Genomic DNA, 26,631 nt, shown 5'->3' on the forward strand with positions numbered 1-26,631 from the left:
TTAGTTTTTATATTCTAAAAATAATTGTTAGTTTTGTCTAACAATTTTAATTTTATGAGGCAAATATTATTTCCTTTTATGTTTTTGTCTTTATTTTGTTTCTCTCAGGAAACAGATAGCTTAGCTGCTCAACAATTAAAAAAAACAGATTCGGCTGCAATTCCTAAAAAGGAAGAGCTAAATACTAAAGAAATTGATGATGTTGTCATTACGGGAACAATAAAGCCTGTCAGTAAATCAAAAAGTCCTGTTGCGGTAGAAATTTATTCCCAAAAATTCTTTCAGAAAAATCCGACACCTAATATTTTCGAAGCCATCTCGATGGTAAATGGCGTGCAGCCACAGCTGAATTGTTCGGTCTGTAATACTGGAGACATCCACATCAACGGACTGGAAGGACCGTACACGATGATTTTAATTGACGGAATGCCCATTGTAAGCTCACTTTCCACCGTTTATGGTTTAAGCGGAATTCCAAACAGTTTAATAGACAGAGTTGAAGTTGTGAAAGGTCCGGCTTCATCTATTTACGGCTCCGAAGCAATGGGCGGAGTCATCAATATCATCACTAAAAATGCTTTGACAGCACCCAAATTAAGCATTGATGTAATGACTACAAGCTGGGCAGAAAATAATCTTGATCTGTCTACAAAATTTAATTTGGGTAAAAATACAGCTTCATTACTGAGTCTGAATTATTTTAATTTCACCAAGAGATTTGACGAAAACAATGACAACTTTACAGACGGAGCTTTGCAAAACAGAATTTCGGTTTTTAACAAATGGAATTTTAGAAGAAAAGAAAATCGACAGGCAAGCTTTGCGCTGAGATACTTATACGAAGACCGTTTTGGAGGAGAAATGCAGTGGAACAAATCTTACCGCGGCAGTGACCAAATCTATGGAGAAAGCATTTACACAAATCGTTTTGAAGCTTTTGGTATTTATCAGCTTCCTTTTAAAGAAAATATTATGACGCAGTTTTCATATAATTTTCATGATCAGAATTCATTTTATGGGAACAACTCCTATCTCGCTACGCAAAAAACAGCTTTTATTCAGACTTACTGGGATAAAAAAATACAAAATCATGATTTTATTTTGGGACTGACCTACAAAAAAACTTTTTATGATGACAATACACCAGGAACTTTATCTTCAGACGGACTAAATAATGAACCGATGAATTCACCAATCTTTGGCGCTTTCATTCAGGATCAGTGGGAAATCAATGAAAAAAATACGTTGCTTCTCGGGTATAGATTTGATTATGACAAAATACATCAGAGTGTACATTCACCAAGGTTTGCCTGGAAACTTTCACCCAATCCTTTTCATACATTGAGATTTAATTTCGGAACGGGTTTCCGGGTAGTAAACCTGTTTACCGAAGACCATGCTGCTTTGACGGGTTCCAGACAGGTAATAATTAAGTCTGATCTTCAGCCGGAACGATCAGTAAACGGAAATTTGAATTACATGTGGAAAATTCCTGCCGGAAATCAGCTGATCAATCTTGATGCATCGGCTTTTTATACCTATTTCAGCAATAAAATTGTGGGTGATTTTGACTCAGATCCTGAAAAGATTATCTATGATAATCTCAATGGCTACGGTATTTCGAGAGGTGTTTCTCTAAATGCAGATTTTGCCCTGAGCTTTCCTTTGAGCATCAATCTGGGAATAACGTATCTTGATGTTTACCAAAAATTTGATGATGAAAGGCAAAAGTCACAGCAGCTTCATGCACCAAAATGGAGCGGAACTTACAGCTTAACGTATAAATTTAAAAATAATCTGACTGTAGATTTTACGGGACAACTGTATGGTCCTATGAGACTGCCGATTTTAGAAAATGATTACAGACCGGAATATTCTCCGTGGTATTCTTTAGCAAATATTCAGGTTTCAAAAAGTTTCAGATCTGGGTTTGAAGTGTATTGCGGAATTAAAAACTTATTCAATTTCACCCCAAAAGATCCTATTATCAGACCGTTTGATCCATTTGACAATCAGATAAACGATCCAATAAACAACCCGAACCGATATACATTTGATACAACTTACGGATTTGCACCGATGCAGAGAATCAGAGGTTTTTTAGGCGTCAAATATAATTTGAAATAAGTTTTAATGTAAAGATTCAATTTTTCAGCAAAGAACTTCAATAACTAAAGTAATTGAGTTTTATTAAAGTTATAAATATTGCTTTAAATTAGGTATGAAATTAAATATCAGTCAACATGAAATTTTCACTCATTATAATGTTAACCATTTCAGGGTTTTATTTTTCACAGTTAAAACAACATTCTTTTTCGGAGGTAGAAACTCTGCAAAAGAATAATCCCAAACCTGTAATTATTCACATTTATACCGACTGGTGCTCGGTTTGCAAAATTGAATCATTCAAACTCAATAAGGATAAAGAATTAACTCAGTTTATTAATGATCACTTTTACTTCATCAGTTTTGAAGCAGAAAAAACAAAAGAAACGATCAGTTTTCAGGAAAAAGAATTTACATACTTGCCCAATGGAAATTCAGGAATTCACGAGCTTGCCACGGCTTTAGCTAAAAACAAAAATCAGCCTGTTTACCCTTTGTGGATTATATTAGATAAAAATCAGAAACTTATTGATTACCATGAAGGATTGCTTACCCCTAAAAATATGGCAGAAAAACTGAAAAAGATTCTGTTACCTTAATTCATAAATTTTGATCCATTTGAATAATGATTCTGAACAATATTCAACTAATTTATTTTAAAAGCACAGCAATAATTGCTACAATTGCGGGAAGCGCCTGAACAAAGAAAATCTTTTTTGTCGCAGAAACAGCACCGTAAATTCCGGCTACCGCAACACATGCCAAGAAAAACAATGCAATATTGGTTTGCCATTTCGGATCTTCAATAAAAAATGACCAGATCAATCCGGCAGCCAAAAAACCGTTATACAAACCCTGATTTGCTGCTAAACCTTTTGTTGGTTTAAATAATTCTGCCGGTAACGCTTTTTTAAAAACTTCCTTTCCTTTAGGTTCCCATGCAAACATTTCCATCCAGAGAATATAAAGATGTTCTGCAGCTACAACTGCAATCAGAATTTGGGCGACGATTTCCATTGTTGAGTGTTTTTGAACTGTAAAGCTAAGAAATAAAATAAATCCGTTTCAAAAAATTTAGAACTTATTATTCATTTTAAATATGAACCTATTCCTACAGAACAGAAGTAAAAATAGCTTTTCAAAAACTGAAAAGCTATTCCCTAATATAAAATTTAACTGATTTAAAATTATCTTACAGGAACACTGCTGAAATTGAGTGTTACTTTGATATTCATGTCTGAAGAAGTCTGATTCTTCAATTCATAAACCGTTCTTACAGAAAGTCCGGAACTCTTTACAATGCTGTCTAAAAATCCTGTTTCGCTGTTAAGATCTAAGTTTAAACTGGATGAATTGGTAGAAATATCATTTCTTGAAGCAACCAGTCTTTCACTTGTTCCGGTAGAAGAAATGTATACTTTTACTGATTTTAATGCGCTTAAATTTCCTCCTGTAGGAGAAACTACCGAAATTTTTGCATCAGAAATTCTTACATCTTTAATCTGAGCATTATTATTGCCTCCTACCCAAGTCTGCACATTGGAAGCCGTAGAGGTAGACGAAACTTCTTTATTGGCAGGAACTCCCGTTGATATAAGAACATTGGTTGTATACGGAAATGTATTCTGAACAATAGACTGTACTGCACCACAGCTCGTCAAAAAAACCGACGATACAATGGCTATTGAAAATACCTTTTTCATAAGTAGATTTTTAATGATTTAAATTGCGTGGAATTGTTTATGACGATTTATATCGCAAAGACCTATCCCTATTTTTGATTAAAATTCTAGTTACAGAAATTATACCAATTACTCTACCGTTACCGAAAAATCTCCTTCAACTGCTCCTTCAGCCATCAGATTTTTGCCGATGATCAGCCAGACTTCACCTTTATTTTTAATCTGGTAAGAAATTTCTTTTCCAAAGGGACCGTCATAAGTCCCGTCAGGTAATTTGATCTGATTGAAGCGAACATTCATATTATTCTTTTGCGGGGAAATGCTTCCATGAATTTCAGGTTTGCTGTAATTGGGAATCCTGATCACCAGCTTCTGGATTTTAGCATCAAATTTCTGATCAATGGTACACGGAAGTTTTTCGGCATTCAGAATTTTTACTGTTTCGCCTGCATTTTTTACTTGTTTTGTTTGTAAAGAATCTTCAACAATTGGTTTAGAAACAGAATCTTTCCTTTTTACATCCGTATTGACCACAGATGTGAGTGAATCTTCTTTTTGTTGAGCTTCTGAACTTTGTTTGCTGCATGAAGCCATCAGTAGAGGAATAATTAAGAGAACTGACTTTTTCATATTGATATAGTTTTTAGTTTAGTGTTTTATAATACAGAATCTGAGAAAGAAAAGAAGCTGACTGATGCTCTTTGACTCTTTCTGAAATTTTATTTTTCAGCGATGTATCATTATGATCTTCAGCATATTTCAAAAGCTGTTTTTCGCTGAAATTGATGCTGTTCAGATGATAATTTACCGCAAAATCTTTTCTTTTCATATTTTGGGAAGTGATGACACCACCCCAATTAATAAAACTGCATACTAAAATTATTCCATAAAAGCTCCAGCTCATTGAATTGAAAAGGAATGCATTGGTTTTTCTATACTGAATTTTGATGAAAGTAAGCGTCAATCCGATCAATGACAAAAGCAGAAAAGCGTACACCCCAAGTCTTTTGTAGGTAAAACCATAATTGCTGATGTATTCTGAATTTTTTAAAATTGCCGAAAAAATCAGGACAACATTGAGCAGCAACCATACTTTGGCTAAGATTTTCAGCAATCCCGCTTCAGGATCAAAATTAAAATTGGATTTAAAATAAAACATAATGACCAGAATTGCCATCATGATAGACAAAATCACTGCATTTACTCTCTCATGCGTCTCTTCAGAAAGCTGATTCGGAGTTTTTACTATTTCATAAAACTGCTCATAATTGTAGGTGATGATAAAGAAAATAAGAAGCACATTCAGAGAAATAAGAGAAATAATACCGCTCAATCTTTCCGTGTTCAAATCCAGAAATGAATATGTAGGTTTTGGTGTTTTATGCTTTTGCTGAAAATCATTGCTCAGTAAGCAATTTTGCTTATACAAAAACTTTTCTACCGCAAAATTGAAGTAATTGAACGCAATGAAAAAGCCTAAAGCTCCTAATGCAAAAATCTGAAACAGATTGACATCCAGTTCGACATCTTTGAAAATATTGGCAAAATGACTGCTTCCTACAGAATAAATTCCGAAAAATACGGCTACGAAAATAAAAGGAATCAACACAAAGGCAAAAATCTTCTTCCAGAGCTCTGAAGTATTTTGTTTTGGAAGCCATTCATCAAAACTGATAACCCTGCAAATAAAAGTAAAAACATTTACAACAAAGACAGGAAGGAGAAAAAGACTTTTCATCTTTTTGTTTTTAGCTTTAAAAGACAGCAGTAAAAGCGATAAAACCAATGCCAGAAAAGAGGCAAAATCCACAAACCAGGCAAATGCAAGACTTGATAAAATGCTCGTCACAAAAAGCAACAGAAATACTTTGGTATAATTTCTTTTAGGCGTTTTGATTATTGTAAAAACTGAATAGGAAATTCCTAAAATTCCAAGATTAAGACCTATACTTTCGTTATAAAAAAGAATAACGAAAAGTACGGTCGAAATGAATATATAGTGATGTGTTTTCATAAAATTATAGTTAAAATTAAGGTTGAGACTAAAAAGCAACAGGTGCTTCTTTTTGCCTGATAAAATCTTTCAAATGGTCAAAATTCTGCCACAAAAGTTCTTCAAAATTCCAGTGGTGAAAGGTTCTCATATTTCTGCCTTTTTTATAAGCGTTGATGTATGTCTTGAAGTATTCCGGAAAAACAACAGTTCCCAAAGCCAAAACGCCTAAAAGATAAGCACTTCTTTTTCCGTTTCCGAAAAGCAGATACTGCATGGCAATTTCATCCTAAATATTGGTACTGCAATCGGTAATCAGATGATAAACATCGTGATTTTCCATTTTTGGAATCATCCTGAAACCGTGCTTTTTGTAAAATTCGCCTAAGGTTCGTCCCAAAGAATCTTGTTTAAAGCTTAACAGTTGTTCTTCGTTAAACTGCCATTGCCTTTTTTTCTTTTTAAAATATCTCCTGTACTGTTTTTGGGAGTTTTCGTACATGAATATGATAAATTTTGTGCGTAGTTTTTCATAGTTGATATATTTTTGAAGATTAATTAGAATTAAAATCCCATTAAGAAAATAACTAAATAGAAAATACAGAATTACAATGGGATTGTTAATGCAAATGATTAGTGACGCTTTAACACATTCTTTTAAGTTAGTTTTTCGGAATAAACCATAAATGAGTAAGGACAGAAATAGGAATTGTGAATTGCAATAAAGTAAATCCTGAATCTGGAAAGCATCAATTTTTGTACTCATATATCCGAGAAGGCAAATATTTCCAAGAAGAAAAAACAATCCGAATGTGTATTTTCCTATGTTTAAATAGCTTAATTATTCATAATTCTATTATTTTTATTAAAATTCCATAAAAAATTATAACAAGAATATTCTTTAAAATTGTCATAGCGGATTTATAACAAATATTGAACTGAGATTCGTGATAAGAACCATAAATCATAAGGAAAAAAAATATCATCATATTAATAAAGCCTCCAAAAAGCATTAGAATTGCTCCAAGAATTCCAAATAAAAATCCTTCACTTGTAAATGATCCTAAAAAGCAAAAACTTATTAGAACAAACGAAACCCAGAAAGCGTAGTTTCCTATATTTATGATGGTTGAATCCTTCATTATTTTAAGCTTGAATTAAAGTAAAAACCGTTATTTCCGGACGAACCATAAATCGAACCTGAAAAGAATGTCCCAAAGCACGGTTGATGTAGAGTATTCTTCCGTCTTCAAGATCAATCTCGCCCGAAATATATTTTCTGTTTTCCACAGGAAGAATCGGGGTAATCACTCCCGGAATTCTGCATTGTCCACCGTGAGTATGACCACTCAAAATCCAGCCCTGATAACCGTTCCAGACATCTTTATCGCAAACATCGGGATTATGACAGAGTACCAGATTTGCTTTTTCCGGATCATAATCTTTCATGATTTCCATCGGATCAAAATTGGGTGACCATAAATCATCAAAGCCGATAAAATTTAATCCGTGAGATTCTGTCTGCTGATTTTTCAGCATCGTGATACTATTATTTTCTAAAATGCGGCAAATTTCTTCCGAAGAACCGAGATCTTTCCAGTTTTTTCCGTAATCGTGATTTCCTAAAATTCCGAAAGTTCCCAGCTTTCCGTAAACTGCTTTTTCCATTACTTTCTGCAAACTTTTGTGATCTTCCGGAGTACCGTGGTTGACGTAATCACCTGTGTACATCACAAAATCAGGATGAAAGTTTTGAGCTTTTGCGAACGATTCAATCAGAAAATTCCAGTCGAATCTGTTTCCTACATGCAAATCTGAAATCTGCATTAAAATTTTTCCTTCCAAATTTTCAGGCAGATTTTTAACAGGAAGTTTCTTCTCTACAAACTCTACCCAAAACGGCTCAATCTGCCATGAATAGAGAAAAGGCAAAGCTCCGACTGCAGAAAGCTGCAAAAGTCTTTTTAAAAATTTCTTTCTGGTCATTTTCTTTTTTTAGTTTCCTGCGAATGGACTTCCAAAGATTCCTACTGCCAATTCTATCCATGTTAAAACAAGAAATACGACAATTATAAGACTTAATAAGATTCTGTAATTTCTGTTTTTTATGAAAGTCCGTACCAAAAAGATTAGACCCGCTGTTCCGAAAAGTAAGACTGCGGCAACAAGGAAATCAAATCCTGACCAGTTCCAGCCATCTACAAAAAGATTTCCTAAAAATGCTGCTGCCAATAAGAGTGCGGGAACAGCAAAAATTGCTAGTGTTGTGTTTCTGTTTGTCATTTTTATTTAATTTATTATAAAGTACTTTGTATTTCAAAGTTTAAATTTAAAAAAATATCGAAGTTATTTTCCGAGGAGTTTTTCCAAAGCATTCAAATGCTCTGTGAAAGCAGTTCGGCCGTTTTGAGTAACCCGATAAGACGTTTTTGGTTTTTTACCTACAAATTCTTTTTTTACTTCGATATAATTTGACTTTTCAAGCGCATTACTGTGGCTTGCCAGATTTCCGTCTGTGATTTCCAACAAACTTTTCATTTCAGAAAAATCAACCCAATCATTCACCATAAGAACGGACATTATGCCCAATCTTACACGGCTTTCGAATTCTTTATTGAGTTTTGAAATGTTGATCATTGATATTAAATTTGCTTGAGACTAATTATTTTTCTTCTTAAAAAATACATTTCCAAATTTTTTAGATTTAAAAACGTAATAAAAATTCCACTTATTTCTTACTAATAAAGGTTCATTATCTACTATTTGATGCTCTGGTTTTACATTACTTAATCTTAAATGCGGACTAGCGTAGCCTTCAATAAATTCTACATTTCCTGTGTGCTTTCTATTAATTTTTCCATCATCATAATATTCATAAAAATAAAATGTTCCACTTTCTTTAATTTCAAAACTAAAATGTTGAAATTGCCAATCAGCATTCTTTCCTCTGAACATATCTTTATCAACTTCGTATATTCCGTAAATATCTTCTTTATCAACAGTAGTTGGACTATTAATAAAACCGACTACAAGCAAACTCACAAATGATAAAATAAAAAACAACCAATATCCTATAAATAATTTTTTAAAGACTTTATTTTTAGTTCCATAATATAATAAAAGGAAGATGAGAGAAATCCCACATATCATAACAAAAAATATGAACTGAATGAGCATCATTACTTATACTTCACATGCATAATCCATCCATACACAATATGCAGCACACCAAAACCGATTGTCCAGGCTACTAAACCCCAACCAAGAAACATAAATGAAAGTAATCCTAAGATTATCTGACAATATCCTAAATATTTTATATCCGTTAAAGTATATCTTTCTGCACTCACCAAAGCAAGTCCATAAAAAATTAAAGTTGCCGGAGCCACCAAAACGAACAAATGATGATACAGAAGCAACAGACAAAACAATCCTCCGGTTACTAAAGGCACTGCAAATGTTACCAATAATCTTCTTGTGGTAGCATCCCAGATTTTAAGTCCTTTCTTTTTGCTTTTGCTTGCAGTAAAAAAATATCCGCACAAAACAGCAACAACCAAAATCACAAATCCCGTCATCACCAATTCTTTTACCAGTTCTTTTCCAAAAATATTTCTGTCGCCTTCAAAATAGTCAATTCCTTCGCGCTGAAAAGCGAAGTAAACATATACTGCGCCAATAATCGCAGCAAGTCCTGCAAAAACTCCGGATAACCCGCTTAATGAAATAAACCTTGAAGATCGCTCCATCATAGAACGAATGTGTGATAAGTCTTCGTGAAAGTTTTTTGATTCCATATAAAAGAACTTTGAATTACAAAGTTATTAATTTTATTGAATTTTCCAAATATTTATTTTAAAATAAAAAAAGACTGAAGAATTTTTCAGTCTTTGATTAATATTAAAGTTAGTTTATTTGCTCCATTTGGCTACTTTACCTACAGTAAGTCCCTGAATAAGAATACTGAACAAAACAGTACAATAGGTAGCAACCAGCAAAACTTCTTTAGAAGAATTGTGAGGAAGTGATAATACCAATGCAAGGGAAAGCCCGCCCCGAAGTCCGCCCCAGGAAATAATTCTTGCGTCTACTCTATTCAGATTAAAAAATTTAGGAAAGATACTTAATGGAAGATACACTAAAAATGCACGGGTAAAAAGAATTATAAGCACTGATACAATGCCCAGAATTACATATTCAATCTTAAAATCAACTTCAATAAGGACGAAAGCAATAAGAATAAAAAGCAATGCATTGAGAACCACATCTACCAGTTCCCAAAATTTATTGACATATTCCTGGGTAGTATCACTCATTGAGAGACTCGTCCGGAAATTTCCGACCATCAATCCCATTACAACCATAGACAAGGCTCCTGAAATGTGAAAATGATTGGCAAGATAATATCCTCCCATAACAAAAGCAAGGGTAATCAGGATTTCTGTTTCATAATGATCTACAGCTTTCAGCAGCAAATGAAGGAAATACCCATACACAAGACCAAGCAAAATTCCACCTACGGCTTCCTGCATAAAAAGCAGACCAAAATGCCCCAAATCAAATTCTCCTACACGGAGCGTATCCAGCAATGCAATAAACAACACCACCCCGATTCCGTCATTAAACAAACTTTCTCCCACGATTACAGATTCCGTTTTCTTGGGAACTCCTGCCTGTTTTAAAATTCCAAGGACCGCAATCGGATCGGTAGGTGAAATTAAAGCTCCAAAAATAAGACAGTACACAAAACTGATATCAATTCCCAATAAGCCGGCAATAAAATAAAAAAGACCGGCAATAATAACTGTAGAAAGAATTACTCCGCCCAAAGCAAAGCTTGCAATAGGCTTAATCTGAGAACGCAGATTGCCCCAATTCGTATGGAGTGCGCCTGCAAAAAGTAAAAAACCCAGAAAAACATCAATGATCAGCCTGTCCAGGTGTGAGTTTTCCAGATATTTTTCCAGCCCTTTTACATCAATATCAATCCATAATTGGGAAGTAAGTACGATAACAGATAAAGCTGTTGACAGAAAAAATAATCCTATCACAAAAGGCAGCTTCAGAAACTTCTGATTAATAAAAGCAAATCCTGCTGAAAGACATATCAGCAAAATGAAAATTTCGTAAGAACCCATTTTAGTTTATTTTTTAAATATAGTCAAGTTTTTATAAAAAAACCGTTGACGATATTACAACGGTTTTTCAAGGAATCAAAAGAAAGAATATCTATTTAGTCCTTAATTTTTCTTTAATTGCCTCAATATTTTTCTTTGCAGATTCTTCAAGAATCAGGCTTGCGCTCATGTGAATTCTTGCCGGCATCAATTCATCAAAATGTTCAGTTCCTTCCCACGAAACTTTTTTAATTAAAGCCAGAGCCTCTTTGCTTCTCGAAGATAATTTTTCTAAAAATTTATCCAACTGAGAATCCATTTCTGCAATCGTAGGTGAAACGGAATGATAAATATTATGCTGTTCTGCCCATTCTGCAGATCTGAAATCTGCATCAATTGCCATTGCCGAAAATTGTGATTTTCCTATTTTTCGTTCAACATACGGTCCTATCACAAATGGTCCGATTCCTAAATTGATTTCTGTTAACGCTAAGGCAGAATCGGTAGTCGCAAAACAGTAGTCCGCTCCACAAGCCAAACCCACTCCACCACCTGTAGTTTTTCCCTGAACTCTCACCACAACAATTTTCCCGCAGTTTCTCATTGCATTCAGAACTTTTGCAAAGCCACCGAAAAACCGAGTTGATTTTTCCAGTTCCTCAATTTCCAAAAGCTCATCAAAACTGGCACCTGCACAGAAAGCTTTTTCACCTTCGCTTTTTATTAAAATTGCTTTCACCTCATCTTTAGCGCCTTCATCAAGGATGGTCTGCGCCAATTTTTCGAGGATTGCTCCCGGAAGGGAATTACTTTTTGCTGTTCCGAATGTTATTTCGGCAATATTATTTTTAATTTCAGATGTTACGAAATCGCTCATTTTTACAATTTAAGGTGGATTTTTACAAAAATACTAATAACAGAGTTTTTAGAAAAATAAAAGTGAAAATATGATTCAAAAATAAATCAACCGTTATTCTTCAAAGCCAAAATATATTTGTCGATGTACATTTCTTTCTCCTTAGATTTGTATTGCTGAATATATCTGGGATGTTCCAAAACGGTCATTTTACTAAAAAGATTTGCTTCCTGATTTAATTTTGAAATAAAATCTGCGTTCTTTTTTCCTAAAATAAAAACTTCCGAAGTTTGGAGATTTAAACTTAAATGTTTTTGTAATGAGCTGATCATAAATTCTTTCACATCATTAAACAAACCTTTATCGTCATAATAATTGGCATTGATCCAACTGCCTTTCGATTTCCTGACAATTGCTAAAGGAAACGGCGAATTGATGTAAACCTCTTTATAAAATTCTTCCACTCCGCCATATTGTTCAATCATATCATACATGAAAACCGAAGAAACTTCATGAGTCCGGGCAGATTTCATCTGAATTCCGCAGACGCTTTCCAATCGTTTGGTATCCGTAAACGGAACTCCTGTAACTCCTGCTCCATGACGACTCGGATTAATTCCTATTAAAAATTTTCTTTGATTGGAATCGTTGTAAAACTTTTGATAAAACTTCTCCATGACGACCAGCGTTTCAGGATTATCAAGATATGGATTAAGCACCTGAAAATCTTCGGGAAGTTTTCCGGAATATTGTAATTTTTTATTGAATTCAATTACTTGCTGAGCAAAAGTTTCCATAAAATAAATATAATGATTTAACAGATGTATTTTTATGATTGTAGAGTTTAAAATAAAAAACAGCGCAACAAAATTGTTACACTGTTATATCGGTACATTGATTATTTGAATTTTAAATCAATCCAAACTGCTCAAAATGATGCGTAAAATGCTTTTTATGCATCAATTCCCACATTTCCTTATTCAGTTTTCCGAATACGAAATTCATGTGTTCTGCCTGTGGATTTTCTTTGTAATAAATTACAAATCTTTTTAAATTATCAATGAAAGACTGTTTTGCAGCTTCGAGATTTTTATGTCTTAACTCCAATAGTTTTTCATCATCCGCCAAAAACGGCGCAGGGAAATCTTTCGGCATTTTTCTGTGGTTATATAAAGAATCCTGCCATTTTTCCAACTGTTCTTCAGGAGTGAAGCACCTATCAGCTTCCGGTTCGCCAAGACTTACCAAAACCCCGTGTTCCAGATGTTCTATCATTTGCTGAGGAGACATTTTTCCCCAGTTTGGCTGAGTAGAATCTGTTAATCCATTTAGTATTTTCTGAATATTTTTTAAGTTTAAATTGATAAAAGGAGACTGTTTTGCCACCAACGTTAAAATAGTTGCCACACAAACGATCTCATCTCTCTGATTTACGACCTCAACTAACCATTTCACAACGCCGGAAGGAATATTTCTTCCTTTTACCCCTCTGTTGATTTTTTCTTTTGCCGTTAAATACACCGTAATGGTATCTCCAGCATAAACAGGTTTAAAGAACGAACAGTTTTCCAGTCCGTAATTCGCGATAACCGGTCCTTTTTTCCCTGAAACAAACAATCCTGCCGCTGCGGAAAGAATAAAATAGCCATGAGCAACAGTTTTATCGAAAATTGTTCCTGTTAAACTTGTTGCATCCGTGTGTGCATAGAAGTGATCCCATGAAACATTGGAGAAATTTACGATATCTGCGTCTGTAACCGTTCTTCCTGCTGTTTCCAGAGAATCTCCCACTTCAACTTCCTCAAAATATTTCTGGAAAGGATGTTTGTCTGAATATTTTTTCTCGGCTCCTTGCTGATAAATTTTGGTAATCGCGGTTAAAACATCCGGAGAACCCTGAATTGCCGTTTTCTGAAGGAAGAAATGAAGACCATTTAATCCGCCCATTTCTTCACCGCCTCCTGCTCTTCCGGGACCGCCATGCATCAAAGTCGGAAGCGGAGAACCGTGACCTGTGCTTTCTTTTGCACTGTCTCTGTTCAGTACAAAAATTCTTCCGTGCTGTGAAGCCATTTTCCACGCTGTTTCGGCGACAAATTTGTCATCATGCGAGATAATTGAGCCAACAAGACTTCCTTTTCCTCTTTTTGCCAAAGCTGCCGCTTCTTCCGCATCTTTGTAAGGCATCAACGTAGAAACCGGACCAAAAGCCTCAACATCGTGAGAAATATTTTTAGTAAACGGAGAGTCATTTAAGAATAATTTCGGACTCATGAAAGCTCCGTTTTCATAATCGGCATCTACCAATTCGTGCTTTCCGTCGTAAATTAACTCGGTTTCAGCTTTAAGCAAATCAACTTTTCTTAAAACCTCATCATACTGTTGTTTTCCGACCAAAGATCCCATTCTGGTTTCTCTACTCAACGGATTTCCGATTTTTGTCTGGTCTAAAGCTTTAGATAAAGCATTCTGAACATCACCAATTAAGTTTTCGGGAACAATAATTCTACGGATTGCCGTACATTTTTGTCCTGCTTTCGTCGTCATTTCGTTACGAACTTCTTTGATGAATAAATCAAACTCGGGAGTTCCCGGTTTTGCATCCAACCCAAGAATTGAACAGTTCAAAGAATCTGCTTCCATATTGAAACGAACGGCATTTCCTGCAATTGAAGGCAGAGATTTTAATTTTCTTCCTGTTGTTGCAGAACCTGTGAACAAAACAGAATCTCCATCCTGCACATAATCCAGAATATTTCCCGGTTCACCGCAAACCAACTGAACCGCTCCTTCCGGAAGAATTCCGCTTTCAATCATATCCTGAAAAACAGCGTTTGTTAAATAAGAACCGAAAGGAGAAGGTTTTACAATCGAAGGAACACCTGCTAACAATGATGTAGATAACTTTTCCAGCATTCCCCAAACTGGAAAGTTGTAAGCATTAATTTGTACTGAAACCCCTTCACTCGGCGTTAAAATATGAGTTCCCAAAAAAGTTCCGTTTGCTGAAATTTTCTGAGTATCTCCATCTACCCAAAATGGGGTGTTCGGAAGCATTCTTTTTGCCAATCCTGAATACGTGAAGAATGTACCAAAACCTCCTTCAATATCTACCCAGGAGTCAACGTGAGTTGCTCCTGTTTTATACGATAGTTCGTAATATTTTTTCTTTCTTTCTAAAAGGTAAAGCGCGACTTTTTTCAACATTTCACCACGATCGTAGAATGTCATGGATGAAAGGTTTTTGTAACCTACCGTTCTTCCGTAATCTAAAGCCTGCTCAAAATTCAGACCTTCCGTGTCGGAAATGGCAACCTGTTCTCCGTTTACAGCATTGTATAAAGGAATCCCGTTTCCGTTTCCTTCGATCCATTCGCCGTAGATATAGTTTTTTAACTTTTCCATATAATATTTAATTTAACTATGTATCAATCTTTTACACAGATACATTTTTATATTGTTACATTTTTAATTTTTCGGTTCCTGATACGGAAACAATTTTACCAAACCTTCATACAAACTTCTGTGTAGGATTGTTGCATGATTGTCTGTTTCCATCATTTTATATTCCACTGTCCAGTTTTTCTTGTTTGATTTTTTTAAAACATCAAATAAATCTTCTGCATCTTTTACCATTACAGGATGCTCTCCTTTTCCAACGGAAATGTAAATAAATTTTTTAGTATCCGGAATTTTAGCTAATAATTGAGGAGCCTGTTTTAGAAGACTTTCATCATCCCACCACAAACTCGGACTGATAATAAAGTAATTATTGAACAGTTCAGGCTTTTTCAATAAAATTTCGGTTGCTAAAAGTCCGCCGAGAGATTGTCCGAATAGATAGTTATCGGTGGTTTTGAACTGACTTTCAATATAAGGCTTCAATTCTTTATCTAAAAAATTAATAAACTTATCTGAATGTCCTGTTGTAGGGTAATCTTTCTGTAAATCTTTTAAATCCGTATGAAAAGTAAAGTCTCTCTTTCTGTCAATATTCGCAATTCCAACCACAATTGTTTCCGGCATGGAATACATTTGGTTAAAGAACTGAACCAAGCCTGTCACATGAATAAAATCTTCATTCATACCTCCATCCAAAAGATAAATAATTGGATAAGATTTTGTTTTGTCGAATTTTTGTGAAAGATAGATGTTCAAAGTTCTCTCTTCATTCAAAATTTTAGATTGTATCGTTCTGATTTCTCCAATAATCAGTGGTTTTACATTTTCAGTCTGGGCGAAAACCAGAGACTGAAATGCAAACAGAATACTGCAGAAAATGAGAAGTTTTTTGATCATAATAATTTTAATTATTTCACATCATTCCAAATGCTGTAATCCACAATTTTCGTAGGAATCTGCTGAATATATTCTGTGAAAGGTTCACAAGGCAGAATAGCATCTTTTCCTTCTCTTGCCAGTTCCTGATATAATTTTGTTCCTTCCGTTTTCCATTTGATCATTTCATCAGAAACATCGCGAATAATCTTTGCAGGACTTCCGACAATTAATTTTCTGGCATCACATCTGAAGTTTGCCGGAACAAAAGCTAAAGCGCCGATGATACATTCGTCACCGATGACCGCTTTGTCCATCACGACAGAATTCATTCCGACCAGACAATTTTTTCCGATATGCCCAGAATGGATAATCGCTCCATGCCCGATGTGTGCAGACTCTTCAAGTATGGTTTCAATTCCCGGAAAAACGTGCAGGGTACAGTTTTCCTGAACATTGGCACCGTCTTTTACTATTATTTTTCCCCAGTCGCCACGAATCACTGCATTGGGACCAACATAAACTTCTTCGCCGATTTCCACGTTGCCAATAATCACTGCTTGTGGATGAACAAAAGCTGAAGGTTTTATGATGGGGCGAATTCCGTGATATGAGTAGATATTCATAATTTTAGTTTGAGAATTAATCAATTTGAAAATTTGATAATGTACCAATTTGAAATTAAAATGCGATGTGACATTTTCAAATTCTCAAATTAGCACATTTTCAAATTAAACTCTTTCAATCACCATCGCATACCCTTGTCCGACACCGATACAAAGCGTACACAATGCATATTTTTTATTTTGTTTCTGTAGTTCCATTGCCGCAGAACCAACGATTCTGGCTCCGGAAACTCCAAGTGGATGACCGATTGCAATAGCACCTCCGTTTGGATTTACTCTTGAATCATCATCCTGTAAGCCTAAACTTCTTGTTACAGCTAAAGCCTGAGCCGCAAATGCCTCATTTAACTCAATGATATCCATATCGTCTAATGAAAGATTCAGTCTTTTTAATAGTTTTTGAGTCGCTTCTACAGGTCCGATTCCCATGATTCTTGGCTCAACACCGGCAACAGCAGAACCTAAGATTTTAGCTTTAGGTTTTAAACCATATTTTTTTACAGCTTCTTCACTTGCTAAAATTAAAGCTGCTGCTCCGTCATTCATTCCGGAAGCATTTCCTGCGGTTACCGTTCCTTCTTTTCTGAAAGCCGGACGAAGTTTTCCTAATCCTTCCATTGAAGAAGTCGGCTTGATGAATTCGTCGGTATCAAATATTTTCGGTTCGCCTTTTTTCTGAGGAATTTCAACTTTTACAATTTCTTCTGCCAGTCTTCCGCTTTCCTGAGCCTTAGTAGCTTTCTGCTGAGACCAAAGGGCAAATTTATCCTGATCTTCACGACTGATGTTGTGGATGTCTGCTAAATTCTCTGCAGTTTCCCCCATTCCGTCAACGCCGTACATTTCTTTCATTTTCGGGTTTATGAATCTCCATCCGAAAGTGGTGTCAAACATCTGACTGTCTCTTCCGAAAGCTGTACTTGGTTTTGACATTACATAAGGAGAACGTGTCATATGCTCTACTCCGCCTGCGATATAAATTTCACCTTCTCCTGCAGCAATTGCACGAAAAGCATTTGCCACCGCAGACATTCCTGAAGCACACAATCTATTCACCGTTTCCCCTCCGATTTTATATGGAAGTCCAGCCAATAAAAGCCCCATTCTGGCAACATTTCTATTATCTTCTCCTGCCTGATTAGCGCACCCGAAAATAACGTCCTCAATTTCCTCAACAGGAACTTCAGGGTTTCTTGCTACAATTTCTTTAATAACAATGGCAGCCAAATCGTCGGCTCTTACTTCTGAAAGACCTCCGCCTAATTTTGAAATGGGAGTTCTTATGTAATCTATGATATATACGTTGTTCATAATAATTCAATTTAACAATCTAGTAATGTAACAATGTAACAATCATTGGTAGACTGTTATATTGGTACATTGTTACATTAATTTTTTAAACTTGTACTTAATATTTTATAAATAATTTTTCCAATCTCTATAATCTGACTTTCCAATTTTTCATCAAATGGATAGCTTTTAGAGTGTTTACAGAGATAGAGCCAATATTTTGTTTCTTCTAATTCTTTAGCTGCAATTTTAATTTTGTTGACAAAATCATTTTTGCTGTTAGGGTTTTGTGCTTCAAACGAGTTGGCTCCGATGCTTGTTCCGGAACGCAACAATTGTTTAGCAATAACAAATTTTCTCTTTTCGTCCAACAATTCACAAAATTCAATGATATCTAAAGAAAATTGAACTGTTTTCTCAATTAATGGATTATTTTCGAAATTAATCATTTGTGTTAAAATTAATTTTTATTTCATCATTGTTAAATTATTATACTGATAAATTGTTACATTGAGCTATAGCTCCGTTACTTTTTTTCCTATTTTATACACTGTTCCGACAAATTTTGCCACCAACTCTTCGTTTTGATTGGTAATTTTAATATCGTAAACAGCGGTTTTTCTGGTTTCATTGACCAAAATACTTTCTGCTCTGAAAGTATCCGCTTCTTTTCCGGCTTTGGTAAAATTGATGATGCAATTCAATGCAACGGCTGCATCTCCGGAATTGTTGGACGAAAAAGCCAGTGCAGAATCTGCAAAAGCAAACGTAACGCCTCCGTGAACCGTTTTCAGCCCGTTAATCATTTCTTTTTTAATGGGCATTTCAATTAAACAATAATTTTCTTTAACTTCAATCAGTTTGATATTCATCCATTGGGAAAAATAATCCTGATCAAACATATATTCTGCAACCTGTCTCGGATTCATTTACTCTTATTTAAATTTTTAAATCTAATCACATCTTTCCATGTGTATTCTCTGCCGTCCAAAATGAAAAAAGCTAAAAACATAAAGATGAAATAAACGATAAAACCATATATATTGATGCTTTTTTCATCGTCCCATCCCAAATAATAAAAAAGAAATTTGATAAGAGAAAATCCAACTACAAAAATAACGGCATTCACGAATGAGCGTAAAAAGTTCTTTTTTGTAAAAATTCTTTTAAACATGGTTTAAATTTCAGATTAATGTGTTATTTCTTCATATAATTCATCAGCTAACTTGTCGTAAACCACCATGGTTTTTCCAAGAATGATTTGATTGTATGAAAGATTTTCGGAATTTGATGGATCTTCTGCTTGAAAACGTTCATGTAAATTAATTCCAAATTCATTTGCTAATCTTTTAATCAGTTCTTTATATTTTTCATTGAATTTGCCTAATAATTCAAGCTTTTCCTGATAATCATGTATCGAAGACAGTTCCTGACTGATGTATTCTTTTTCAATGATAAGCCTTGTTTCAAGTTCGGCTCTGAATAATTCTATATCCATAATTTTAATTTGAAAATTAAATCAATTTGAGAATTTGAAAATCAAAACCTACTGTAATAAATTTTCAAATTAGCACATTTTCAAATTTTTAATTCAATTTACGAAGCAACGGGCTTTGTCTGTATCTTTCTTCCTGATATTCTTCGTACAGATTCTGCAAAGTTTCAGAGATTTTAGCATATCCGATTTCTTTTCCCCAAGCCAATAAACCTTTGGGATAATTTACGCCCTTCTGCATTGCCAATTCCAGATCTTCGTCATTTGCTACGCCTAACCTTTTTGCTTCTACGGCTTCATTAATCAGCATGGAAATAATTCTCATGAATATTTGTTGATAAAGCGCATCATCTTTCACTGGTTCCGGTTTAACAGCTCCTTCCGAATAATCGTAAAAACCTTTTCCTGTTTTTCTGCCGTGAAGTTTGGCTTCCGACATTCTTTGCTGTAGAAGAGATGGTTTGTATTTCGGATCGTAGAAATATTCGTTGTACACAGTTTTAGTCACCGATAAATTCACATCAACTCCTATTAAATCCATTAATTCAAAAGGTCCCATTTTAAAGTTACCTAAAGTTTTCATGGCATCATCAACCTGTTCTACCGTTGCGATGCTTTCCTCAACAATTCTCAACCCTTCTCCATAGAAAGGACGGGCAATTCTGTTGACGATAAATCCGGGAATATCTTTTGCAATAACCGGAGTTTTCCCCCAATCTTTCATGAGATTGTAGATTTTTTCCGCTAAAGATTTTTCGGTTAATAAGGATGGAATAACCTCCACTAAAGGCATCAACGGAGCCGGATTGAAGAAGTGAATTCCGATGAAACGCTCCGGTTTCTGTAATTCCGCACCAAGAGAGGTGATGGAAATGGAAGATGTATTGGAACCAATCACACAACTTTCAGAAACATGTTTTTCTAATTCTGTGAAAACTTTGGTTTTGATTTCTTTATTTTCAATGATGGCTTCAATGATCAATTCACAATCTTTGAAGTCCTTCAATTCTGTAGCGATGGAAATATTAGATAAAATTTCAGTCATTTTCTCTGCCGAAATTTTCTGTTTATCAACCAATCTGGTTAACGTTTTTTCCAAACCTACGGTTGCCGTTTCTACCTGTTTTGTGTTGGCGTCATAAACCCAAACTTTGCATCCGTTCGTTGCGGCTACTTGTGCAATGCCGATTCCCATGGTTCCGGCACCGATAATTCCTACATTCATATTTTTAATTTGAAAATTTGGAAATGAGTTAATTTGAAAATTATTTAAGCTTCGAACTTGAAATAATTTTAGATAGAATTAATAAAATTTCTTTTAAATCTGAAATTAATTTTTCATTGGGCGATTGCAAATGTGGAGACTTTAAACACAGTAAAAGCCAATATTCTGTTTCATCAGCTTCTTTAGCGGCAATTTTCAATTTATGGATAAAATCTGCCTTGCTTTCTGCATTTTGGGCTTCTCTAACATTGGCTCCAATCGAAGTTCCAGATTTGAAAATCTGATTTGCTAATGGAAATCTTTTAGATTCATACAAACCTTCTGAAAATTCGATAATGTCTAATGCAAAATCAAAAGTCTTATTTACAATAATATTTTCTTTATCATTTCTCATTTAATGCTCTTTAAACATTTTCAAATTCTCAAATTAACTCATTTTCAAATTAATTATCTTCCTTTATAAATAGGTTTTCTTTTTTCTAAAAAGGCACTTACTCCTTCTTTAAAGTCTTCAGTTTCTGCTGCTTTCTGTTGTAAATCGCCTTCTAACTCCAATTGCTGTTTGAGTGTATTGTCATAAGAATGAGCAAATGCTTTTTTGGTTAGTTTTAAACCAACAGTCGGCATATTTGACACTTTTTCTAAAATTTCCATTGATTTTGAATTGAATTCTTCTTCAGTGAAAACTTCTGCCACCAAACCGTAAGATTTTGACTCTTCCGCAGATAATTTTTTTCCTGTGAATGCTAAATAATTAGCTAATTGTCTTCCGAGTAATTTTGGAAGGAAATAAGTTCCACCCGTATCAGGAATTAAACCGATATTAGAAAATGCCTGAGCAAAATACGCTTTGTCTGTTGCCAAAACAAAATCACAGATCAACGCCAACATCGCTCCGGCTCCAACTGCAGGACCGTTTACCAACGCTACAACCGGTTTTTTGCAATGGGTAATTTCCATTACCAAAGGATTGTAATAATCTGTCACAATTCTTCTGATAATATCGTTATCATGATGTTCATTACCCTGTACAAAAGCATCATCTAAATTCTGACCAGAACAAAAAGCTCTTCCTCTTCCTGAAATGGCAACACATCTTACTGTAGGATCTTCGCTGTATTCTTTAACGAAGTCTTTAAGATCTGATAAAGACGGTTTTGTAAGCGCATTCATGGTATCCGGCTGATTCAGATAAGCAATTTTAAGTTTCCCGTCAAAATGCGACTCAATATCGAGTTGTGTATACATAGTTTTAATTTTTATGATTAATGCACTAATTTAACAATAAAAATGTACCAATATATCAGTTTACCAATATAACAATATTTAAAGCATTCAAAATTGTTATATTGTTATATTTTCAGATTGTTACATTAATTTTAGTGACATTTAAAATAGTCAAAAGGTTCTAAACAGTCTAAACACTGATACGAAGCCTTACATAGTGTAGACCCGAATCTGCTGATCTGTTTTGAGTTCATAGAACCGCAACGCGGACATTTTTTTGGTTTGCCGATGTGATGCTCATCGGCTCCTTTTTCGGGAGGCGTGATTCCGTACACCCGAAGTTTTTCTCTCGCTTTATCTGTTAACCAGTCTGTTGTCCAGATCGGAAACATTTTGGTCACCACTTTTGCCTCCCATCCGTTTTCTTTCATTATTTTGATGATATCTTCCTCAATGGTAAACATGGCGGGACAAGCCGAATAAGTTGGCGTAATGGTTATTTCACAAGAATTCTCGCTCGTAACTTTGGCTTCTCTTACAATGCCTAATTCCACAATATTAATAACCGGAATTTCCGGATCGGGAACTTGGGATAATATGTTTAATAAATTACTCAAATTTTTCTATAAAATATATTGAATTGTTGCCTAATATTAGACTATCCTTACGTTTGGGGTCTTTTGCACTAACAATTTCGCTGAAATATCCTGAAATATGATCTCCTTTTTTGAAACCATATTTAATATCTGCAAAATATTTTCCTTCTTTAACATTTTTATAGACAAAAGAATCTATTTTGATTTCTTTTCTATCTCTATAAATTGTATAAATGACTTTAGCTTCTTTATAAATTTCATTTTTTATCTCAGGAGAGAAAAATTTGTAAAGTAATCCTTTATATGTTTTATTTTCTACTAAATAAAATTTACTATGAGAAGAATCTATTTTACCATGTTCTTTAAAAATAATTTGATTTTTGAAGAAATCATTCTTACCAAAAACTATATAATCAATTTGTATTTCCTTGGAATCAGTTTTATTCTTTAAACTCCAGATTCCTGTTTTTGTATTATTCTTTCTATCGAAATCTCCACTAAGTATAAAATATCCTGTGTGAGCAGTAATACGAGTTACGGAATCATTGATTTTTTTCTTCCATTGATTCTTGTAATTTTTCAACTGAAACATTTCTTCAATATTTCCCATATCATTAATGACTTTAGCTTCCACCGCCTTTTTTTGACAAGAAATAATGAAAAAACTAATTATTGAAAAGATTACGAATTTACTCATATATATAAAATCAAACTTTATAGCAATTAATTGTTAAACTGCTACATTGCTACATTCAAAATCTACCATGTACAACCCGGATATGCTCTCTGCATATACTGCAATTCACAAAGGATATATCCAAAATATTCTGTGTGATATCCTGTTCTGGATTTTGGCTGCATGAAAGGATTGGTAGGATATTCTAAGTAGAAATCTGCAAAATCTTTTTTGGTGATTGCTAAAAATTCTTCATAAAGAGCATCTGTATTCGGAGCAATATTTAAAGCTACTAAATCATCTTCTCCTTCTGTTTTTGCAAATAAACCTTTGGTGTATTCCCAGATATTTTCAATGGCTTTTTCTAAACGGCTCTTACTTTCTTCCGTTCCCTGAGCGAAAATTTTCATCCAGGATGCAGCATGTGTGTAATGATATTTTACCTCTTTTAATGATTTTTGAGCAATAGCCGCCAATTCTTCATTGGCTGAATTGGATAATGCTTCGTACATCAGTTTCTGATACACTGCGAAAACGTAAACTTTTAAAATCGTCTGAGCATAATCTTCGTTCGGAAGTTCTGTCCAGTGTGCATTTACATATTCGTGTTCGTATCTTAAAAAAGCGATATCATCTTCAGATTTTCCGTCGTCTAAAAGTCTTGAAGCGTAAACGTAAAAGTTATTCGCTTGTCCGAGTTCATCCAACGCAATGTTTGTTAATGCAATATCTTCCTCCAGATAAGGACCTTCACCGCACCACGCAGACAAACGCTGTCCCATAATGAAACTGTCGTCTGCTAATTTTAATAGATAATTATATAATGGGTTCATTGTTTTAGCTTTTGGCTTTTGGCGTATAGCTTTTGGCCAAATGCCAGCAGCTAACAGCCAAAAGATGTTTTACATATTTTTTACATCGTTCGGGATCTCGTAGAATGTTGGATGACGGTATAGTTTGTCATCAGCCGGATCGAAGAATGCTTCTTTATCCACCCCTTCTGAAGTTACGATGTATTTACTTGGAACTACCCAAACAGAAGTTCCTTCTTTTCTTCTTGTATAAACGTCTCTTGCGTTCTGCAAAGCCATTTCTGCTGTTGGTGCCTGTACAATTCCAACGTGTTTGTGAGATAATCCCGGCTTAGTCTGAATAAATACTTCCCACATATCTAAATTTGCCATAATTAAAATTAATTTAACAATGTATCAATGTACCAGTTTAACAATGAGATGCTTCGACAAGTTCAGCATGACAATGATTGTTACATTTTTACATTGGTATATTGTTATATTGAAATTTTTTCCTGTTTTTCTGCAAAAGCTGCTGCCGCTTCTTTTACCCAAGCATTCTCTCTCTGCGCCTTTCTTTTGGTTTCGATACGCTTTTTATTGGCAGGACCATTTCCTTTTAAGATTTCCATGAATTCATCCCAAGGAAGTTCTCCGAAATCGTAATGCTGTCTTTCTTCATTCCATTTCAGATCTTTGTCCGGAATGGTTAATCCCAAAAACTCAGCCTGAGAAACGGTAACGTCAATAAATCTCTGACGAAGACTGTCGTTACTCTCTCTTTTCACTCTGTAATTCATAGAGATTTTTGAGTTTGGCGAACTATCGTCATTCGGACCAAACATCATTAAAGCTGGCCACCAGAAACGATTTAACGAAGCCTGAGCCATTTCTTTCTGCTGTTTTGTACCGCGGCAAAGAGCCATCAAAATCTCGTAACCCTGTCTTTGGTGGAAAGATTCTTCTTTACAGATTTTCACCATCGCTCTTGAGTAAGGACCGTAAGAATTCCCCATCAACATTACCTGATTCATAATGGCAGCACCATCAACCAACCAACCGATCGCACCGATATCTGCCCAGCTTAAAGTCGGATAGTTAAAAATACTTGAATATTTTGCTTTTCCTGAAAGCATATCTTCATAGGTTGCATCTCTGTCGGCTCTGATCGTTCCGTTTCCCAAAGTTTCTGTTGCAGAATAAAGGTATAAACCGTGACCTGCCTCGTCCTGAACTTTAGCCAAAAGAGCCATCTTTCTTCTCAGTGAAGGCGCTCTGGAAATCCAGTTAGCTTCCGGCAACATCCCAACAATCTCAGAATGGGCGTGCTGTGAAATCTGACGAACCAATAGTTTTCTGTAATCATCGGGCATTACATCTTTTGGTTCTACTTTATTTTCGTCGTGTACGTATTGTACAAATTTTTCTAAATCCATTTTCTTGTTTTTTGTAAAATGTAAAAAGTATTTATGTATTCATGAATACGTTTTACATTAATCATTAATACAATTTAAACATCATAATTAAGCATCACCACATTCGTTGTCGGGTGACATTGGCAAGTAAGAACGAAGCCTCTGGCTACTTCTTCTTCGGTAAGCGCGTAGTTTTTTTCCATGAAAACTTCACCTTCTAAAACTTCAGCCTTACACGTACAGCACACTCCTCCTTTACACGCAAAAGGTACAGGAAGATTGTCTTTCAATGCTTTATCTAAGATACTCTCTTTTTTTGAATTCAAATGGAAAGAATATTCATCATCATCAATGATTACTGTTACCATACTTTCGATATTGGCAATGGCTTTAAACTCATCGCTCATTTCCTCCGTATTTTCTTCGTCAGGAGCAGTGAAATATTCAAATAAAACCTGAATTGCCGGTACTTTTTTATCTTTCTTTAAATAATCTGCAATTCCTTTGATCATTTCCGAAGGTCCACAAATAAAATAAGTAGCCTCTTTTACATCAATATCTGTATATCTTTCAAATAAAAGTTCCAGTTTGTCCGGACAAATTCTTCCTTCAAAAAGCGGATCTTCATGCTTTTCACGGCTTACGAGATAAACTACTTTCAATCTTCCGTTAAACTGTTCTACCAGCCTTTCAATTTCCGCCTTTTTCATTACATGATTCATGCTTCTGTTGCTGTAAAACAGGTAAGCATTAGAATTCGGTTCCTGATAAAGACTTTCTTTAATATTTGATAAAACCGGAGAAATACCGCTTCCTGCTGCCAAACCAACGTAAGTTTTCACATTTGTCGGGTGATAAGAAGTGTTGAAACCGCCCATTGGAGGCATTACTTCCAAAACTTCATCCATGTGAAGATGTTCGTTGAAATAACCGGAAACTTTTCCGCCTTCCAGTAATTTCACCAAAACTTCCAGCGTGTTGCTTTTTTCGCTCGGCGCATTGCAAATGGAGTAAGAACGTCTTTCTTCGTTTCCGTTGATCATCAATTTAAAATTGAGATACTGACCTTGCTTAAATCTGAATTTATCTTTCAGCTCTTCAGGAATTTCCACAGCTACACTTACAGCATCGTTGGTATCTTTCTCGACCTTAACGGTTTTTAGTTTATAAAATGAATTCATTATTTTTATAAAGTAATCTTTAATTCTTAGTTTATATTAAAACTAACTAACACTTGTTAGGTTGTAAATTTAAAAAT

General features: G+C 34.8%; 32 protein-coding genes. 2 read left to right on the forward strand and 30 right to left on the reverse strand.

Features of this window, described 5'->3' with window-relative positions; all coding sequences use genetic code 11:
• The first annotated feature begins 54 nt into the window (after window positions 1-54).
• Both FNE73_RS08390 and FNE73_RS08395 read left to right on the forward strand, forming a co-directional pair.
• Window positions 55-2,127 (forward strand): TonB-dependent receptor plug domain-containing protein, encoded by a 2,073-nt coding sequence (locus tag FNE73_RS08390; protein WP_143884180.1) that lies wholly within the window; start codon window positions 55-57, stop codon window positions 2,125-2,127.
• Window positions 2,128-2,243: 116 nt separating this feature from the next.
• Window positions 2,244-2,705 (forward strand): thioredoxin family protein, encoded by a 462-nt coding sequence (locus FNE73_RS08395; RefSeq protein ID WP_143884181.1) that lies wholly within the window; start codon window positions 2,244-2,246, stop codon window positions 2,703-2,705.
• A 52-nt stretch (window positions 2,706-2,757) separates the two neighbouring features.
• Here FNE73_RS08395 and FNE73_RS08400 read toward each other — a convergent pair whose 3' ends face one another.
• From FNE73_RS08400 to FNE73_RS08540, 30 genes are all read right to left on the reverse strand, one after another.
• Complete coding sequence (locus tag FNE73_RS08400; RefSeq protein ID WP_143884182.1) at window positions 2,758-3,123, reverse strand: DUF1304 domain-containing protein; 366 nt, start codon at window positions 3,121-3,123, stop codon at window positions 2,758-2,760.
• Window positions 3,124-3,293: 170 nt separating this feature from the next.
• Window positions 3,294-3,809, reverse strand: coding sequence for a hypothetical protein (locus FNE73_RS08405; RefSeq protein ID WP_143884183.1), 516 nt, complete (start codon window positions 3,807-3,809; stop codon window positions 3,294-3,296).
• Window positions 3,810-3,917: 108 nt separating this feature from the next.
• On the reverse strand, window positions 3,918-4,418 hold the full coding sequence (locus FNE73_RS08410) for a hypothetical protein (protein ID WP_143884184.1): 501 nt from the start codon (window positions 4,416-4,418) through the stop codon (window positions 3,918-3,920).
• Window positions 4,419-4,431: 13 nt separating this feature from the next.
• The gene (locus tag FNE73_RS08415; protein WP_143884185.1) at window positions 4,432-5,802 is read right to left on the reverse strand and encodes a DUF4153 domain-containing protein; all 1,371 of its coding nucleotides are present in this window, start codon (window positions 5,800-5,802) and stop codon (window positions 4,432-4,434) included.
• Between the two features lie 28 nt (window positions 5,803-5,830).
• On the reverse strand, window positions 5,831-6,058 hold the full coding sequence (locus tag FNE73_RS16880) for a hypothetical protein (protein WP_228429961.1): 228 nt from the start codon (window positions 6,056-6,058) through the stop codon (window positions 5,831-5,833).
• Window positions 6,059-6,070: 12 nt separating this feature from the next.
• The gene (locus FNE73_RS16885) at window positions 6,071-6,283 is read right to left on the reverse strand and encodes a hypothetical protein (protein WP_228429964.1); all 213 of its coding nucleotides are present in this window, start codon (window positions 6,281-6,283) and stop codon (window positions 6,071-6,073) included.
• A gap of 644 nt (window positions 6,284-6,927) precedes the next feature.
• Window positions 6,928-7,767 carry a metallophosphoesterase gene (locus tag FNE73_RS08425; RefSeq protein WP_143884186.1) on the reverse strand — a complete coding sequence of 280 codons (840 nt, stop codon included), beginning with the start codon at window positions 7,765-7,767 and terminating at the stop codon, window positions 6,928-6,930.
• Between the two features lie 9 nt (window positions 7,768-7,776).
• Window positions 7,777-8,064, reverse strand: a complete 288-nt coding sequence (locus FNE73_RS08430) for a hypothetical protein (protein WP_143884187.1) — start codon at window positions 8,062-8,064, stop codon at window positions 7,777-7,779.
• 63 nt (window positions 8,065-8,127) lie between these two features.
• Entirely contained in the window at window positions 8,128-8,418 is a 291-nt protein-coding gene (locus FNE73_RS08435; RefSeq protein ID WP_143884188.1) for a winged helix-turn-helix domain-containing protein, read from the reverse strand.
• 21 nt (window positions 8,419-8,439) lie between these two features.
• Entirely contained in the window at window positions 8,440-8,931 is a 492-nt protein-coding gene (locus FNE73_RS08440) for a hypothetical protein (protein WP_185147318.1), read from the reverse strand.
• Window positions 8,932-8,960: 29 nt separating this feature from the next.
• A complete protein-coding gene (locus FNE73_RS08445; protein ID WP_143884190.1) occupies window positions 8,961-9,578 on the reverse strand; it encodes a hypothetical protein in 618 nt (205 codons plus the stop codon).
• Between the two features lie 114 nt (window positions 9,579-9,692).
• Window positions 9,693-10,919 carry a cation:proton antiporter gene (locus FNE73_RS08450; protein ID WP_143884191.1) on the reverse strand — a complete coding sequence of 409 codons (1,227 nt, stop codon included), beginning with the start codon at window positions 10,917-10,919 and terminating at the stop codon, window positions 9,693-9,695.
• 91 nt (window positions 10,920-11,010) lie between these two features.
• Entirely contained in the window at window positions 11,011-11,775 is a 765-nt protein-coding gene (locus tag FNE73_RS08455) for an enoyl-CoA hydratase/isomerase family protein (RefSeq protein ID WP_143884192.1), read from the reverse strand.
• An 86-nt stretch (window positions 11,776-11,861) separates the two neighbouring features.
• On the reverse strand, window positions 11,862-12,551 hold the full coding sequence (locus FNE73_RS08460) for an SMUG2 DNA glycosylase family protein (protein WP_143884193.1): 690 nt from the start codon (window positions 12,549-12,551) through the stop codon (window positions 11,862-11,864).
• Between the two features lie 112 nt (window positions 12,552-12,663).
• A complete protein-coding gene (gene paaZ / locus FNE73_RS08465) occupies window positions 12,664-15,159 on the reverse strand; it encodes a phenylacetic acid degradation bifunctional protein PaaZ (RefSeq protein WP_143884194.1) in 2,496 nt (831 codons plus the stop codon).
• A 63-nt stretch (window positions 15,160-15,222) separates the two neighbouring features.
• Window positions 15,223-16,053 carry an alpha/beta hydrolase gene (locus FNE73_RS08470; protein ID WP_143884195.1) on the reverse strand — a complete coding sequence of 277 codons (831 nt, stop codon included), beginning with the start codon at window positions 16,051-16,053 and terminating at the stop codon, window positions 15,223-15,225.
• A gap of 11 nt (window positions 16,054-16,064) precedes the next feature.
• On the reverse strand, window positions 16,065-16,658 hold the full coding sequence (locus tag FNE73_RS08475) for an acyltransferase (protein ID WP_143884196.1): 594 nt from the start codon (window positions 16,656-16,658) through the stop codon (window positions 16,065-16,067).
• Between the two features lie 105 nt (window positions 16,659-16,763).
• Complete coding sequence (gene pcaF / locus FNE73_RS08480) at window positions 16,764-17,969, reverse strand: 3-oxoadipyl-CoA thiolase (RefSeq protein ID WP_143884197.1); 1,206 nt, start codon at window positions 17,967-17,969, stop codon at window positions 16,764-16,766.
• A 77-nt stretch (window positions 17,970-18,046) separates the two neighbouring features.
• A complete protein-coding gene (locus FNE73_RS08485; RefSeq protein ID WP_143884198.1) occupies window positions 18,047-18,397 on the reverse strand; it encodes a four helix bundle protein in 351 nt (116 codons plus the stop codon).
• 66 nt (window positions 18,398-18,463) lie between these two features.
• On the reverse strand, window positions 18,464-18,877 hold the full coding sequence (locus FNE73_RS08490; protein ID WP_143884199.1) for a PaaI family thioesterase: 414 nt from the start codon (window positions 18,875-18,877) through the stop codon (window positions 18,464-18,466).
• A 260-nt stretch (window positions 18,878-19,137) separates the two neighbouring features.
• The gene (locus FNE73_RS08495) at window positions 19,138-19,446 is read right to left on the reverse strand and encodes a hypothetical protein (RefSeq protein ID WP_143884200.1); all 309 of its coding nucleotides are present in this window, start codon (window positions 19,444-19,446) and stop codon (window positions 19,138-19,140) included.
• 88 nt (window positions 19,447-19,534) lie between these two features.
• A complete protein-coding gene (locus tag FNE73_RS08500; RefSeq protein WP_143884201.1) occupies window positions 19,535-20,668 on the reverse strand; it encodes a 3-hydroxyacyl-CoA dehydrogenase NAD-binding domain-containing protein in 1,134 nt (377 codons plus the stop codon).
• A 40-nt stretch (window positions 20,669-20,708) separates the two neighbouring features.
• Complete coding sequence (locus FNE73_RS08505) at window positions 20,709-21,062, reverse strand: four helix bundle protein (RefSeq protein WP_143884202.1); 354 nt, start codon at window positions 21,060-21,062, stop codon at window positions 20,709-20,711.
• Between the two features lie 53 nt (window positions 21,063-21,115).
• Entirely contained in the window at window positions 21,116-21,916 is an 801-nt protein-coding gene (locus FNE73_RS08510; RefSeq protein WP_143884203.1) for an enoyl-CoA hydratase/isomerase family protein, read from the reverse strand.
• 131 nt (window positions 21,917-22,047) lie between these two features.
• The gene (gene paaD, locus FNE73_RS08515) at window positions 22,048-22,512 is read right to left on the reverse strand and encodes a 1,2-phenylacetyl-CoA epoxidase subunit PaaD (protein ID WP_143884204.1); all 465 of its coding nucleotides are present in this window, start codon (window positions 22,510-22,512) and stop codon (window positions 22,048-22,050) included.
• Window positions 22,505-23,188 (reverse strand): hypothetical protein, encoded by a 684-nt coding sequence (locus FNE73_RS08520; RefSeq protein WP_143884205.1) that lies wholly within the window; start codon window positions 23,186-23,188, stop codon window positions 22,505-22,507. Before FNE73_RS08520 ends, paaD begins: the two co-directional genes overlap by 8 nt.
• A gap of 62 nt (window positions 23,189-23,250) precedes the next feature.
• On the reverse strand, window positions 23,251-24,027 hold the full coding sequence (gene paaC, locus FNE73_RS08525) for a 1,2-phenylacetyl-CoA epoxidase subunit PaaC (RefSeq protein ID WP_317129875.1): 777 nt from the start codon (window positions 24,025-24,027) through the stop codon (window positions 23,251-23,253).
• Between the two features lie 42 nt (window positions 24,028-24,069).
• Window positions 24,070-24,351 (reverse strand): 1,2-phenylacetyl-CoA epoxidase subunit PaaB, encoded by a 282-nt coding sequence (gene paaB, locus FNE73_RS08530; protein ID WP_002981782.1) that lies wholly within the window; start codon window positions 24,349-24,351, stop codon window positions 24,070-24,072.
• A gap of 104 nt (window positions 24,352-24,455) precedes the next feature.
• A complete protein-coding gene (paaA, locus tag FNE73_RS08535) occupies window positions 24,456-25,394 on the reverse strand; it encodes a 1,2-phenylacetyl-CoA epoxidase subunit PaaA (protein ID WP_143884207.1) in 939 nt (312 codons plus the stop codon).
• 74 nt (window positions 25,395-25,468) lie between these two features.
• Entirely contained in the window at window positions 25,469-26,554 is a 1,086-nt protein-coding gene (locus FNE73_RS08540) for a 2Fe-2S iron-sulfur cluster-binding protein (RefSeq protein WP_143884208.1), read from the reverse strand.
• Window positions 26,555-26,631 lie beyond the last annotated feature (77 nt).

This window comes from Chryseobacterium binzhouense, from assembly GCF_007474545.1.
GTDB classification, from domain to species: Bacteria; Bacteroidota; Bacteroidia; order Flavobacteriales; family Weeksellaceae; genus Chryseobacterium; species Chryseobacterium binzhouense.